Source organism: Marinobacter sp. L-13 (assembly GCF_056857715.1).
In genome coordinates, this window is record NZ_JBSXNQ010000056.1 from 40,224 (window position 1) to 54,202 (window position 13,979).

The 13,979-nt window shown below is 59.1% G+C and carries 12 protein-coding genes; 6 read left to right on the forward strand and 6 right to left on the reverse strand.

Features of this window, described 5'->3' with window-relative positions:
• Positions 1–236: 236 nt before the first annotated feature.
• The 4 genes from AC13DD_RS12080 to AC13DD_RS12095 all read left to right on the forward strand — a co-directional run bounded on the left by AC13DD_RS12080 (position 237) and on the right by AC13DD_RS12095 (position 3,747).
• On the forward strand, positions 237–1,034 hold the full coding sequence (locus AC13DD_RS12080; RefSeq protein WP_008173240.1) for an alpha/beta fold hydrolase: 798 nt from the start codon (positions 237–239) through the stop codon (positions 1,032–1,034).
• A gap of 101 nt (positions 1,035–1,135) precedes the next feature.
• Positions 1,136–2,221 carry an SMP-30/gluconolactonase/LRE family protein gene (locus AC13DD_RS12085; RefSeq protein ID WP_008173243.1) on the forward strand — a complete coding sequence of 362 codons (1,086 nt, stop codon included), beginning with the start codon at positions 1,136–1,138 and terminating at the stop codon, positions 2,219–2,221.
• On the forward strand, positions 2,221–2,682 hold the full coding sequence (locus AC13DD_RS12090; RefSeq protein WP_288367059.1) for an acyl-CoA thioesterase: 462 nt from the start codon (positions 2,221–2,223) through the stop codon (positions 2,680–2,682). The genes AC13DD_RS12085 and AC13DD_RS12090 overlap by 1 nt, the downstream gene beginning before the upstream one ends.
• An 81-nt stretch (positions 2,683–2,763) precedes the next feature.
• Positions 2,764–3,747, forward strand: coding sequence for an NADP-dependent oxidoreductase (locus AC13DD_RS12095; RefSeq protein WP_008173247.1), 984 nt, complete (start codon positions 2,764–2,766; stop codon positions 3,745–3,747).
• Here AC13DD_RS12095 and AC13DD_RS12100 read toward each other — a convergent pair.
• From AC13DD_RS12100 to AC13DD_RS12110, 3 genes are all read right to left on the reverse strand, one after another.
• A complete protein-coding gene (locus tag AC13DD_RS12100) occupies positions 3,733–5,610 on the reverse strand; it encodes a cation:proton antiporter (protein ID WP_092033151.1) in 1,878 nt (625 codons plus the stop codon). The genes AC13DD_RS12095 and AC13DD_RS12100 overlap by 15 nt on opposite strands.
• 21 nt (positions 5,611–5,631) lie before the next feature.
• A complete protein-coding gene (gene tcdA, locus AC13DD_RS12105; protein WP_169702126.1) occupies positions 5,632–6,423 on the reverse strand; it encodes a tRNA cyclic N6-threonylcarbamoyladenosine(37) synthase TcdA in 792 nt (263 codons plus the stop codon).
• Between the two features lie 272 nt (positions 6,424–6,695).
• The gene (locus AC13DD_RS12110) at positions 6,696–8,471 is read right to left on the reverse strand and encodes an acyl-CoA dehydrogenase C-terminal domain-containing protein (RefSeq protein ID WP_482931219.1); all 1,776 of its coding nucleotides are present in this window, start codon (positions 8,469–8,471) and stop codon (positions 6,696–6,698) included.
• 170 nt (positions 8,472–8,641) lie between these two features.
• On the opposite strand from AC13DD_RS12110, the gene AC13DD_RS12115 reads away from it, so the two are divergent.
• Entirely contained in the window at positions 8,642–9,385 is a 744-nt protein-coding gene (locus AC13DD_RS12115) for an SDR family oxidoreductase (RefSeq protein WP_482931220.1), read from the forward strand.
• Positions 9,386–9,464: 79 nt separating this feature from the next.
• Here AC13DD_RS12115 and AC13DD_RS12120 read toward each other — a convergent pair whose 3' ends face one another.
• Positions 9,465–10,103: a ChrR family anti-sigma-E factor gene (locus AC13DD_RS12120; protein WP_014575874.1), complete on the reverse strand. Its 639-nt coding sequence runs from the start codon at positions 10,101–10,103 to the stop codon at positions 9,465–9,467.
• Positions 10,100–10,699 carry a sigma-70 family RNA polymerase sigma factor gene (locus tag AC13DD_RS12125; RefSeq protein ID WP_039881993.1) on the reverse strand — a complete coding sequence of 200 codons (600 nt, stop codon included), beginning with the start codon at positions 10,697–10,699 and terminating at the stop codon, positions 10,100–10,102. The genes AC13DD_RS12120 and AC13DD_RS12125 overlap by 4 nt, the downstream gene beginning before the upstream one ends.
• Positions 10,700–10,938: 239 nt before the next feature.
• Between AC13DD_RS12125 and AC13DD_RS12130 the strand changes: the two genes are divergently transcribed.
• Positions 10,939–11,970 carry an AraC family transcriptional regulator gene (locus tag AC13DD_RS12130; RefSeq protein WP_008173262.1) on the forward strand — a complete coding sequence of 344 codons (1,032 nt, stop codon included), beginning with the start codon at positions 10,939–10,941 and terminating at the stop codon, positions 11,968–11,970.
• A gap of 12 nt (positions 11,971–11,982) precedes the next feature.
• On the opposite strand, the gene speA is transcribed toward AC13DD_RS12130, so the two are convergent.
• On the reverse strand, positions 11,983–13,893 hold the full coding sequence (gene speA / locus AC13DD_RS12135) for a biosynthetic arginine decarboxylase (RefSeq protein WP_482931221.1): 1,911 nt from the start codon (positions 13,891–13,893) through the stop codon (positions 11,983–11,985).
• Positions 13,894–13,979: the final 86 nt, after the last annotated feature.

Below are 13,979 nucleotides of genomic sequence, written 5' to 3' on the forward strand. Positions count from 1 at the left end.
TTTTCGTACCTCATACCGAGCTTGAGCGTAAAAACGTGATTGAGCTTGCCGAGTATCTGAACAGCATCTTCTATTGCTGATCCTTCAGACGTCACGTCTATGACCTTCAAGCCGGGCTTTGCCCGGCTTTTTTTCGTCCACGGAAAATGACCGCTAATACCGGCACTTGCTCGCAAGACTGGCAGTGGTAATGTATCCGGTCTGAGAACGCAGACCAATCCGGAGACTGACTGCCCATGACTGTTGCGCTGAACCACCGCATTACCGGCGAAGGCCCGCCCCTGATACTGCTGCACGGGCTGTTCGGCTCCCTGGACAACCTGGGGGGTATCGCCCGCCGTCTGGAAGACCAGTGGCAGATTCACGCACTGGACGAGCGCAACCACGGGAGTTCGCCCCACACGGATACCATGGACTATCCGGCCATGGCCGCCGACGTCATCGCCTACATGGACGCCCAGGCGCTGGACAAGGTGAGCCTGCTGGGTCATTCCATGGGTGGCAAGGTGGCGATGCAGGTTGCCCTCCAGGCTCCGGAGCGCGTGGAAAAACTGATCGTGGCCGACATTGCCCCGGTAAACTACAAACCCCGGCACGATGCTATTCTGGACGGGTTGACCAGCATGGATCTGACCGGTGTGCGTTCCCGTCAGGACGCAGACAGGCTGATGGCAGATTTTGTCGAAGAGCCGGGTGTTCGCCAGTTCCTGCTGAAAAACCTGGAACGGATTCCCCGCGAAGACCAGCAGGAGGGCGGGCCAATGTTCCGGTGGCGGCTCAATCTGCCGGTTATCGATGCCTGCTATGAACATCTGGCCAGGGCGCCGGAGGGTGATGGCCCGTTTGATGGTCCTGTGCTGTTTCTGAAGGGCGCGGATTCGGCCTACATCCAGGAAAAACACCGGGATGATATCCAGCGACTGTTCCCGCAGGCACAGCTGCGTATTATCCAGGGGACCGGCCACTGGCTGCACGCTGAGAAAGCCGACTCCTTTGCTGCCCTGTGCCGCCGTTTCCTCAGCGCCGATGAATGATGGTGTCCTGCGTAGGGCATTTTCCTGCTCACCGGCCCGTCTGCTAAGGTGGGCCAATCGCTGACACACGGAATGGACACAACAACAGGCGGGCAGAGTGTATGAAATGGCTGATGGTGGGTTTGCTGGTTGTCTTCCTGCTGCTTGGCAGTTTCCTGCTGACTCCCTCGCCCGTCGACAGCAAAGCCTGGAACCCCCCATCGCCGCCTCCGCTGACCGGTGAGGTTGCGCCAAATGAGCGCCTGAGGCTTGCGGACCTGATCGCCAGGGGCCAGGTATACGGCCCCGAGGATACAGCCGTGAGCGAGGATGGTGTGCTTTATACCGGCACCCAGGATGGCTTCATCGTGCGGGTGTTCCCGGATGGCCGGGTTGAAAACTGGTTGTCCACCGATGGTCGGCCCCTGGGCGTGGTGTTTGACAGCCAGGGCAATCTCATCGTTGCAGATTCCTGGCGGGGGCTGCTGTCTATCAGTCCTGAGGGCGAGATCACCGTACTGGCCCGCGAGGCGGAGGGAACGCTGTTCCGCTTCACCGATGACGTCGACATTGCCGATGACGGGCGCATTTATTTCACCGACGCCAGCTCCAAGTTCCATCAGCCGGAATACATGCTGGATCTTCTGGAAATGCGTCCCCATGGCCGCCTGCTCCGCTACTCTCCAAAAACCGGCAAGGCCGAGGTTCTCCTGGCCAACCTGCATTTTGCCAATGGTGTTGCGGTATCTCCGGAGGGCGACTATGTGCTGGTTAACGAAACCTGGAAATACCGCATCCTCCGATACTGGATTCACGGGCCCAAAGCCGGCCAGGCGGAAGTCTTTGCCGACAATCTGCCCGGTTTTCCCGATAACCTCGCGGTGGATGATCAGGGGCGCTACTGGGTGGCGTTTCCTACCCTCAGAGATTCGAGGATGGACGCCATGCACCCCCGGCCCTGGCTCAAGGATCTGGTGGCTAAACTCCCGAGCAGCCTGAAACCTGCGCCACAAGAATATGGTCTTGTGATCGCGTTCGACCGGGACGGTGAGGTTATTACCAGTCTCCACGACACTCGGGGGACCCATCTGCAGGAAATCACCTCGGTGAATCCTCACGATGGCAACCTGTACTTTGGTTCACTTCACAATGATCGTATTGGTCGGCTACCGTTGCAGGCCATTCCGGGTCTGGGGGACAGCAACTGATGCTGCAACACGATATTGACTGGGATCTGCCGGCGCCTTTCACGATCGAAATAGCGGTGCGGCCCGAGGATACCGATCGGCTTGGGCACGCTAACAACGTTGTTTACGTACGGTGGCTGGAAGACGTCAGCTGGGCCCACATAGAAAGCCTGGGTATGACCTGGGAGCTGCACGAGAAAACCGGCAAGGCGATGGCCATTACCCGCACGGAAATCGATTACCTGGCCTCGGCGAACGCCGGCGATCAACTGGTTCTGGGGACCTGGCTCACCGATTATGATGGTCGGTTCCGGTCTGCACGGCAGTTCCAGCTCGTTCGTCCCTCGGATGGCAGAACCCTGGTCAGGGCCGTTTCCACTCACGCCTGTGTTGATCTGAAAAGCCAGCGGCCTGCCCGTGCGCCCAAAGAGTTCGCCGAGATTCTCGGTTCCGCTGTGGTAGCCGGAGGCAAAGGGCTGTAGGTCACCCGAGGTCTTTTGTGCTTTACTTCAGCTAATCTTGTTCAAAGCCAATCCCGTTTAACCTGTTGTCCGGAGATCTTCATGGAAAATACTGCCGATCAGAACGCTGAAGCCACGATGCGCCATGTGATCTACGATCGCTTTGGTGAGCGTGACGTCCTGCAAGTGGTCTCGGCCGATGTGCCAGTCCCCGGAGACGATCAGGTGCTCGTCAGGGTGCACGGTGCCGGGCTCAATCCGATCGACTGGAAAACCCGGAAGGGGCTTGGTTTCGCGGCGCGGCAGATCGAGAATTCGTTGCCGTGGACGCCCGGTTACGATGTCGCCGGAGAGGTTGTCGGAGTAGGTGCCAACGTGACCACCCTGGCGCCCGGTGACCGGGTCATGGGCATGGTCGGATTCCCGGCCGGCGGTGGCGGTTATGCGCAGTATGCCCTGGCCGCGGCCGATGAACTGGCCATCGTGCCGGAAGAACTGGACCTGGTGTCTGCAGGTGCCTTGCCCCTGGCGGCACTGACCGCATGGCAGGCTCTGTTCGAGATGGCGAAACTTGAGTCGGGGCAGAAAATCCTGATCCACGCCGGCGCCGGTGGCGTGGGGCATTTTGCGGTGCAGTTTGCATTGGAGCGCGGTGCCCATGTCATTGCAACGGCCTCGGCCGGTAACCGGGATTTCCTGGCGGAACTCGGGGTCCACGAGGTGATTGACTACCGCAACACGGATATCGCCGAAGAGTGCTATGGTCTGGACGTGGTACTGGACCTTGTTGGCGGTGATACCGGCAAACGCTCCCTGCACACGCTCGGCGAACATGGAGTCCTCGTGACCATCCCGACGGTTACCGCCGACGAAATCATCAGTGCTGCCGAGGAAATGGGTTTACGCGCCCATGGCATGACTGTGCGTCCCGACGTGTTTCACCTGGATGAGATTGCCGAGCTGATTGAGGACGGCGACGTCAAGGTGCACATCGAAAAGGCGTTCGCGCTGGACGATGTCGCGCAGGCCCACGAACTGCTGGAAGGCGGGCACGTGCGCGGCAAGCTGGTGCTAGATTGTCGATGAGGGTTCCTGATCGGCCGGTTGATCCTGGCTGGCCGATGGTTCTCCTCCCTCTTTCTCCTTGCGCTCCTTGCGGGCCTGGGGCGGTACCAGGCTGATCAGGATCCAGTCGTTTTCCGGTTTCAGGTCTTTCATGCTGCAAACCGGGGCGACGTGTTCCTTGCTGTCGAACGTGAACAGCACCAGGGCCTGGTTCTGGTATTTGTTCAGGAACTCCTCGTAACCGAATTCCTCACTCAACTGGGTGGTCTTTACGGTGTAGCCCTGGCTCACCAGACTGGCCAGCTTGGCGTAGCTGACGCCATCGAACAGGCCCCGGGTCATCTGTATTTTTTCAGCCGTCTGATGCCGGGCCTTCTGGTCCTGATCACCTTCGGCCAGGCTGAACACGCACTTGTTTCCGAACCAGTCCAGGAAGTGGTACGTGGCCAGTGAGTTCATGTGCTTGTACGGGGAGATCACCAGCAGCTTACCGATGCCTGTCAGGTCCAGATGGGTCGATGCATGCTCGGAAACCGGGTTGCCGAAGTACACCTGCAGGTTCTCCATGCGGGCCTGACGGACGTTTTCCCAGTTGGTGTCCGCCAGGGTCACGGGCACCTCATACTTTTTCAGGGCCATGCCAATCATACGGGCCACCGGATTGGCGCCCAGGATCAGGAAGCCGTATTCCGCTGGTTCCGCGACCTTCAATAGGCGGGCAACCGGCCGTGCGGTGAGGCTCTGCAGAGTAACGGTGGCGATAATCAGCATAAACACCAGGGGTACCAGGGCGCCGGCACTCTCATAACCCAACTTCTGCAGCTGGAAAGCGAACAGCGCTGACACCGCGGCCGCGACGATGCCCCGGGGGGCGATCCAGCTCAGAAATAGCTTTTCCCGCAAGTTCAGGTTGGTGCCGATGGCCGACAGGAAAATACTCAGGGGGCGGGCTACCAGCATCAGCAGGGCCAGCACAGCCACCAGGCCCCAACCCAATTCGGCAATCGCCGCAAACTCAACCCGCGCCGCCAGAATAATGAACAGGGCCGAAATCAGGAGAACACTCAGGGATTCCTTGAACTCCAGAATGCTCTCGATAGGCACCTGCTTCATGTTGGCCATCCAGATGCCCATCACCGTCACCGTCAACAGGCCCGACTCATGGGCCAGTTCGTTCGAGATGGCGTACACGCCGAGCATGAAGGTGAGGGTGCCGGCGTTATGCAGGTACTGGGGAATCCAGTGTTTGCGCAACACGATGCCATTGAGATAACCGGCTCCAGCGCCCATCAGGAAACCCACGGCCAGGGTCTTGCCGAATATGTACAGCGAGTGGCCAAACACGTTGCCCTGGCCCCAGGAGACAATCCCCTCGAACACCAGGACCGCCAGCAGTGCCCCGACCGGGTCAATGATGATGCCTTCCCAGCGAAGTATGTTGGCCAGTTTGGAGTCCGGTCGTACGGACCGCAGCAGCGGTGCAATCACGGTCGGGCCGGTGACAATCGAGATGGCGCCAAACAGCAGGGCGACCGCCCAGGAGACATCCAGCAGCCACCGGGCGGCAAGGGTGCCGATGATGCAGGTGACAATGGAGCCTACCGGAATGAGGTTGCGGACCATCTTGCCGTGGCCGCGGATTTCCTCGTAGCGCAGGGTCAGGCTGCCTTCGAACAGGATGATGGCAACGGCGAGGGAAATGACCGGGAACAGCAGGTCCCCGAAAACCACTTCCGGGGACAGGAAGCCGAGAACAGGCCCGGCGGCAATGCCGCCAGCCAGCAGGAACAGGATGGCGGGCATACGCACGCGCCAGGCAAGCCACTGGCAGAACAATGATAAAACGCCAATGCTGGCAAGAAGCAGGACAGTGCTGACTGGCATAATGGTTTCAGTTCCGTTGATCTATTGGTTGGCGCGCCGGGCAATCCGGTTCAGGAGTCGGGAAGCCGCAAATAAACCGAAGCTGGCGGTCACCGGGCTGGCGGCGCCAAAGCCGGAGGCGCAATCCAGGCGCACCGGACCGTCGGTGGCCGGTTTCTGCAGGCACACTTCCCCGTCTCCGGCAGGATACGTCAGCTGCTCGAGGGAGTATACGGCCTCAATGCCAAAGCGCCGCTTTGGATTCCGGGAAAAGCCATATTCCCGCCGCAGAAGGTTTCGAACCTTGGCCAGCAGTGGGTCCTGGGTTGTTTTGCTGAGGTCTGCCACCTGGATCTGAGTGGGGTCGATCTGTCCGCCTGCGCCGCCGGCACAGACCAGAGGAATTTTCCGGCGCTGGCAGTGGGCAATCAGGGCGGCCTTGGCTTTGACGCTGTCGATGGCGTCGATCACCCCGGTCATGTCTTCGGTGATCAGCTCGCTGACGTTCTTCGTGGTCAGGAAGCCGAAATGCACCCGAATGTCGGCTTCCGGGTTGATCGCCCGCAACCGGTCTGCCATGGCGTCGGTTTTGGTACGGCCGTACTGGCCTTCCAGGGCGTGGAGCTGGCGGTTGGTGTTGGACACACAGACATCGTCCATGTCGATCAGGGTGATGGTACCAACGCCACTTCGGGCCAGGGCTTCAGCGGCCCAGGACCCGACCCCGCCAAGACCGACCACAGCAATATTGGCGTGACGAAAGGCTTCCAGGGCCCGGCGCCCGTAGAGTCGTTCGATGCCACCAAAGCGGAAAGCGTAATCGTCGGCGTTCATGGTGTCCCCGTGCAGGTCCGGTCGCAGACCGGACAGAATCAAAGATCGCAATTGTAACCCAGTGACCGCACAGACAAAAAAGGACCATAAAAAAAGCCACGCAGGGCGTGGCTTTCAAAGTGCCCAGTCCGACGGGGAGCTGGGCGGGACTAGTTCAGAGACACTAATCAACGTGATCATTATCAATGGCCAGTGCATTCACCTGAAGGTCACAAGCTGTCATTGATCGGTCATTTCCGGCCAGGCCTTGGGAGCACTGGCCGGATAGCGGATCACGCGGCCCAGTGGTCGTCCGAGAACGCCATCAGGCTGTCCTTGCCACTCTGAATGTCACCCAGCAGCCAGTCGACTTCCGGAAGCAGCTTTTCAAAGTAGAAGCGGGCAGAGACAACCTTGCTCTCGAGCAGGGGCTTGTTACCTTCGCCGGCGGCAAGCTGTTCGTTGGCAACGTTTGCCATCCTGGACCAGAGGTAACCGATGACCGTCAGCGCCATCAGGCGCAGATACGGTGTCGCGGCGGCGCCCGCCTGCTCCGGATCTTTCGGTGCGTTGCTGGCCAGCCACATGGTGGCTGTCTCAAGCGCCTTCATGGCGTTTTTCAGCTCTTCACGGTGCGGCGCTTCCGGATTGTCCTTCAGATATCCGCTCAGGGTGCCAAAGAGGGTGCGCACCAACTGACCGCCTTTCAGACTCAGCTTGCGGCCCACGAGGTCCATGGCCTGAATGCCGTTGGTGCCCTCGTAGATCCTGGCGATCCGGCCGTCACGAACCAGCTGCTCCAGCGGCCAGTCGGTGGTGAAGCCCGAGCCACCCAGTACCTGCAGCCCGGTGTTGGCGTTGTTGAAGCCTTCGTCTGTCAGGAACGACTTCACCACCGGGGTAAGCAGTTGAACCAGATCGTCCGCGGATTCCCGAACGGTCTCGTCTGGATGGGCGACAGAGAGATCCAGTTGGTGGCCAGCAAACAGGGCCAGAGCACGCATGCCCTCGTTCAGAACTTTCTGGCGCATCAGCATTCGGCGTACATCCGGATGCACGATGATCGGGTCTGCGGGACCATCGGGGTTCTTCGGGCCGCTCAGTGAACGGCTCTGCAGGCGCTCACGGGCAAAGCCGAGGCTTTCCTGGTAGGCCATTTCGGCCAGGCCCAGGCCCTGCATACCAACCATCAGGCGCGCCTCGTTCATCATGGTGAACATGGCACGCATACCATCGTTCGGCTCGCCGACAAGCCAGCCTGTGGCGCCCTCGAAGTTCATGACGCAGGTTGCAGAACCCTTGATGCCCATTTTGTGCTCAAGGCCGCCACAGAAGGCCGGGTTTCGCTCCCCGGATTCCGGCAGGAACTTGGGTACCACAAACAGGGAAATTCCCTTGGTGGTATCCGGCGCGCCGGGCAGCTTGGCCAGAACCAGATGCACGATGTTGTCCACCAGATCGTGCTCGCCACCGGTAATCCAGATCTTGGTGCCTTCGAGGGCGTAGCTGCCGTCGTCGTTCGGTGTTGCGCGGGTGCGAATCAGGCCCAGGTCGGTGCCGCACTGGGGCTCGGTCAGGCACATGGTGCCGGTCCACTCACCGGAAATCAGCTTTTCCAGGTAGGTTTTTTTCAGTTCCTCGGATCCGTGGGCATAAAGGGCGCTAATGGCACCGTGAGTCAGGCCGGGGTACATGCCCAGAGACAGGTTGGTGGAGCAGACCATTTCATCCACCACAAACTTCAGGGTGTGTGGCAGGCCCTGGCCGCCGTATTCAAGGGGTGCGTCCAGCGCGGTCCAGCCGCCCTCGACAAACTTCTTGTAGGCGTCCTTGAAGCACTCGGGTGTTTTCACAGAGTGGGTTTCAGGATCGTAGGTGCAGCCCTCGCGGTCGCCGGCCTGGTTGGTGGGCTGGATAACCTCAGCAGCCAGTTTGCCAGCCTCATCGATGACCGCGGAAATCAGATCCGGGGTGGCATCGGCGTATTTTTCCAGCTCATGCAGCCGGTCTGCGCCCAATACATCAAACAACAGAAAGCGAAGGTCATTCGCCGGAGCCTGGTATTGCATGGATACTCTCCTAGGTGCGCCGTTTTAACGGGAGCGCTGCGGCATTCGGCAGCGACCCGAAGATAATTTGAACACTGGTTTCATACGCCCGTTTTAATGCGCTGGTTCACCGTTTTGGCAGTCTGGACGATAGAATTTTCGTATGTCCTCCTGAACCAAGGAGGTATCAAATGAAACAAGTGGTGATAGCCGGGGTTTCCGGCGCAATCGGTGGCGCTTTGGCAAGCCGGTTGCTTGAGCGTGATTCCCAAACCAGGGTGATCGGGTTGTGCCGTGATCCGGAGAATGCGCCGGACGCTTTGCGCAGCCATCAGCGCATCACTTTGCTGCCCTGGGATGCCGAAGGCAGTGCCGCGCCCGGTGCGATTGCTGAGGCACTGGAATCGCTGCTAAACAGGGAGGAAGGGATTGATAGCTTTATTTATGCCGCGGGGCTGCTTCACGGGCCGGATATGTTCCCGGAAAAGCGCCTTGAAGACCTCGATCCGCAGAGTATGGCGCGTGCGTTTGCTGTCAACGCAACCGGTTTCGGATTGCTGACCCAGGCGCTATTGCCATGGTTGCGACATCGGGCATTCAAACGGGTGGTGGCTATTTCCGCCAAGGTTGGCTCGATAACCGACAACGGGTTTGGCGGCTGGTATGCCTATCGTAGTTCAAAAGCGGCGCTGAATATGCTCGTTCGCAACCTGTCCATTGAGTTGCCGCGCCGGTGCAAGCCGCTAGCCTGCGTATCCCTGCATCCTGGCACGACCGAATCGGCGTTGAGCGAACCGTTCAGCCAATCTCTCGCCAAGCTTAACGTGCATACTCCAGAGGAGACGGCTACCAACCTTCTGGAGGTGCTCGATGGACTGGGGGAGGATGATAACGGAAAGTTTCTGAGCTGGGATGGTACAGAGCTGCCCTGGTAGTTCGGGCAACCCTGTTGTCGACTACAAAAAAGGGGCGATTTCCATCGCCCCTTTTTTGTGTCCGTCATTCGGTGGAAGGTTACCGAATAAAAGGATTGAGCATCCGGGTAAAGGTACCCGTGAGCTTCACCGGAGCACTCAACACGGAGAGTGTTATACAGTCCTCGCAACCAACCGCCACGGGCTTGTGTTCGTCCTCATCGTTCAGGACCACGAAATCCCACTGGTTAAACACGCCTTTCTGGTCTGCAAACGCACCCTGAAGGACGATGGTCGTTTCCTCTCCGCGATGCGTGTGGGCAGGCGCTTTGCCGCCGGCAGCGAGCTTCTGGAGCACAACCTGTTCTTTCTGACCGGGGAACCGATCGGTGATGTCCAGGACGCTCACATCGCCCAGCTGGCGCTTCCACGGCAAGCTGTTGAGATCTTCACCCAGTAGCTTCTGAAGGGCGCTGACCCTCGGGACAGCCGCTGCCGCAGGCTCAGCTGCCGGCTCGCTGTCGATCTTTGAAAGAATGCTGTCGAACATGCTTTCAGAGACAGTCACCTTTGGCTGCTGCTCCATCATCACAGCCCCAAGGCTATCAAGCGTGTCCACACGGCTGCGGCAGTGGGAACACTTGTCCAGGTGGAGCTTGATGCACAGGGCATGGGGCTCGCTCAGGTTACCTGCGCTGTACTCCATCAGGCTCAGGCTGTCGGGATGGTGCCGTGTCATACGTTCTGGTCCTGCAAAATCACTTTCAGTTTATTCAATGCCAGGCGAACCCGGCTTTTCACGGTGCCAAGAGGAATGTCCAACTCGTCCGCAACCATCTGGTGCGACTTGTTTTCCATGTACACTTTGGCAATGACCGTAATCTGTTCTTCCGGCAGATGACTCAGGGATTCCCTGATTCGCCGTTCGGACATGAGACGGTGCAAAGAAGTGACCGGCTCGTTTTCGTTCTCACCCGGAATCTGCCAAAGGTCTTCTGTCTCGACCGGCATTTCAGCACTGGTACGCTGCATCTTTCTCAGCATATCGATTCGCTGGTTCCGGGCGATGGTGAAAATCCAGGTTGATGCCGCCGCCTTGCGCCAGTCGTAGAGGCATGAGCGTCTCCAGATCGACACGAATACTTCCTGCACGAGCTCTTCCGCATGACTCGCCAGACCGTTCGCCATGGCGTAGTACTTGATTTGCGGGCCAAAATGCTCGAACAGCGCGTGGTACGCTTCGCGGTCCTGGTTCTTGCCCACTTTCTGCAGCATTTGGCTCCATTGGTCCTTGCGGCCCTCGGAACTTGCTGGCTTTTGATCCAGTGTGGTCACCGGACGCTCCTTGACAGTCGCATGATTTGAGCTTGTTCTGGTCATCATTCTATGCACTCGTCCCGGGTTTGTCAGTGTCTAGGTTTACGGATCGGTGAATCAGTTGGATCAGCCTGTGTGGAAAAAAACACAGAAAGCTGGCACCAGCGACGGTTTTTGATCGTCTCGCAGGTGATTGCCGGAATCGGCAGAGCGGTCTAGTCTGAGCAATAAATCGACTCCGGACGACAAACACCTCCATGAATGCTCCCGGCTTTACCGGAAACCTGCCCGTTATCCGGGCGCACTATGCGGATATCCTCTGCCAGTTGGCGGAGGACCGTGGCCTGCAGCGGTCCCGGCTATTGTCGGCTTCCGGTATTCGCCCATCCATGCTTGGTCATCCGGACAATTTCATTACTGTCGAGCAGTTCAGTGCCCTGTGTCGCGAAACGCTTGTCCAGAGTGGTGATCCAGCCCTCGGGCTTGAGTTTGGAAAGCGGCTGAAGTTTACGACCCACGGCTCGCTGGCCCAGGCAGCCATTAGTTGCGATACCCTTGAGCAGGCGCTTACGGTACTGATCAAATATTTCCAGATCCGCTTTGTCTACATGAGCCTTTCGTTCTTCGTGGAGGAACATGAGGCCGTGATCCAGCTGGACCTGGCGCACAGCATTGAGGACCTGTACCGGTTCAATGTTGATGTGGTGATGGCGTCACTGATGGATGTGAATCTCCTGCTTTTCGGCCATCGGCTACTGGATGGCGGGCGATGCCTGCTGGATTTTCCTGAGCCTGACGATCTCTCGGCCTATAGACAGCTGTTTGGAAGCCAGATTGCGTTTGGCAGTGGCGTGAACCAGCTGCGGTTCAAACGGGTTTTTCTCGACTCCCCCATGTCACTGTCGAATCCGGTGACCCGTCGGATTGCCGAAGCCCAGTGTCAGGAGGAAATGCGATTCATAGAGGGCTCCACGTCGGTTTCGGACCGGGTGGTGCGCCTGCTCGAGACGGGGCGAAGCCAGCGGTTACCGGCCCTGGAGGATGTGGCGGAACACCTGAAAATGTCCACCAGGACGCTGCGCAGACAGTTGGCCTCCGAAGGGGTGCGATTCCAGCAATTGCAGGATTCCATTCGCCACCGCCGAGCCCTTGAACTGCTGCGCCGCAATGAGCTGAGCATTGATGAGATGGCCGACGCTCTGGGCTACAGTGACCCCTCCAACTTTGGCCGTGCCTTCCGCAAGTGGGAAGGCGTTTCTCCCAGTGCCTGGCGTCGGGAGCATCAGTAACTCTGACGAGAACTATTCCTCGAGGTAGGTATAACCATCCAGGCCGGCGGCCAGCTCTGCCATAAGCGCGGCCTGGGTTTCCGCTGCCAGGGCGGAGGCGGCAAACTTGCCCCTGTAGGCCTCCATCAGGGCCTCGGGTTCAAAGTTCACATAGCGCAACACCTTGGCGACGGTGTCCCCGGTGATGGGGGCGCTGATCTCGTAACCGCCTTCTGGCGTCAGGCGGACATCCACGGAATGGGTGTCGCCGAACAGGTTGTGCATATCGCCAAGAATTTCCTGATACGCGCCGGTCATGAAAAAGCCCATCAGCAAAGGCTCGCCCGACCGTTCTTCGGGTAAGGGCAGGGTTGTTTCGGTGCCCTGGCCATCGACGTAGCGGTCGATACGCCCGTCTGAATCGCAGGTAATGTCCTGGATAACTGCCCGCCGGTTCAGGGGGCGATCCAGGCCGTTGATCGGCATAACCGGGAAGATCTGATCAATGCCCCAGACATCGGGCAGTGACTGGAACAGGGAAAAATTAACGAAGAGTTTTTCCGCCAGTTTCTCATTGAGTTCGTCGATAATTTCCCGGTGAGCCCGGTTGCTGCTGTCCAGCTGATCCCGGAGCAGTCGGCAGCAGCGGGTGTACAGAGTTTCAGCATCCGCCCGCTCCTGGAGCGACAGAACGCCGTGGGCGAACTGGGCGTGAACATCGGCCATGGCGTGGAGTACGTCATGGTAGATCTCAGCCAGTGAGCGGGGGGTGTTTGTGTCCTGCAGGCTTTCAAGGTCGCGCCAGAGATCGTGCAGCGGCGCAGAGGCGGTGGCCCCCGGTTGTTGCGGTGTCCGGTTTTCCGGTGCTTCGTGGTCGATCACGTTGGTCACAAGCACGGAGTGATGCGCGGTCAGGGCTCTGCCGGATTCGCTGATCAGATCCGGGTGAGGCGTACCGTGGCGATCACACTCTGCCTGCAAAACATGCACGACATTGTAGGCATATTCGTAAACGCTGTAGTTCATGGAGCAGCTACTGCGTGAGCGAGTGCCCTCGTAATCCACGCCCAGGCCGCCGCCGATATCCACCGTGCCCACCGGAGCGCCCATCTGGCGCAGTTCACTGTAGAAGCGGGCACATTCCCGGAGACCGGTCTGGATGTCACGGATGTTGGCAATCTGGGAGCCAAGATGGAAGTGCAAAAGTTGCAGGGTGTCCAGGGCACCCGCCTCGCGCAGGGTGTCGACGACATCCAGGACCTGGCTGGCAGACAGTCCGAATTTCGACTTTTCACCACCTGTGTTCTGCCAGTTGCCTTTGCCGATGGTGGCCAGCCGGGCCCGAACTCCGATCAGCGGTGAAACGCCCAGGCTTTTTGCCTCCTCCAGGATAAGTGGCAGTTCGGATTTTTTCTCCACCACGATGAACACCCGGTGACCCAGGGTCTGGCCGATCAGGGCCAGGCGGATGTACTCCCGGTCTTTGTAGCCGTTGCAGACGATCACCGATCCCGGTTGCTGTGACATCGCCAGCACCGCCATCAATTCCGGCTTGCTGCCTGCTTCGAGGCCTATCTGCCCTTTAGAGGCAGCGGGCTCGGCGGCCAGCAGTTCCTCGACCACGCGGCGTTGCTGGTTGACCTTGATCGGGTAGACCGCTGTGTAACGGCCCTGGTAGGCATGTTCTTCTGCGACCTTGTTGAAGGCATTGCACAGTTTGTTGACGCGGTCGTGGAGGATATCAACGAAGCGCACCAGCACCGGCAACTGAATCCCGGAGTCGGTCAGTGTTCGGGTCAGCTCCGGTAGGTTGATCCGTGCCGGGCTCTGGCCCCGATCCGGACGAATCAGTACCTGTCCCTGGTCGTTGACACCTATGTAGCCATCGCTCCAGTGGGCAATGTTGTAAACCTTGTGGGCCGGGGTGGCGCTGGCTTCGCTCATGCTTGCTATCCTGTCAGGAAACACTGGCCGGCAGGGAATTGTTCGGCAGCCGGCTTCTGGCCGACATTGTATGGATTCCCGCCACG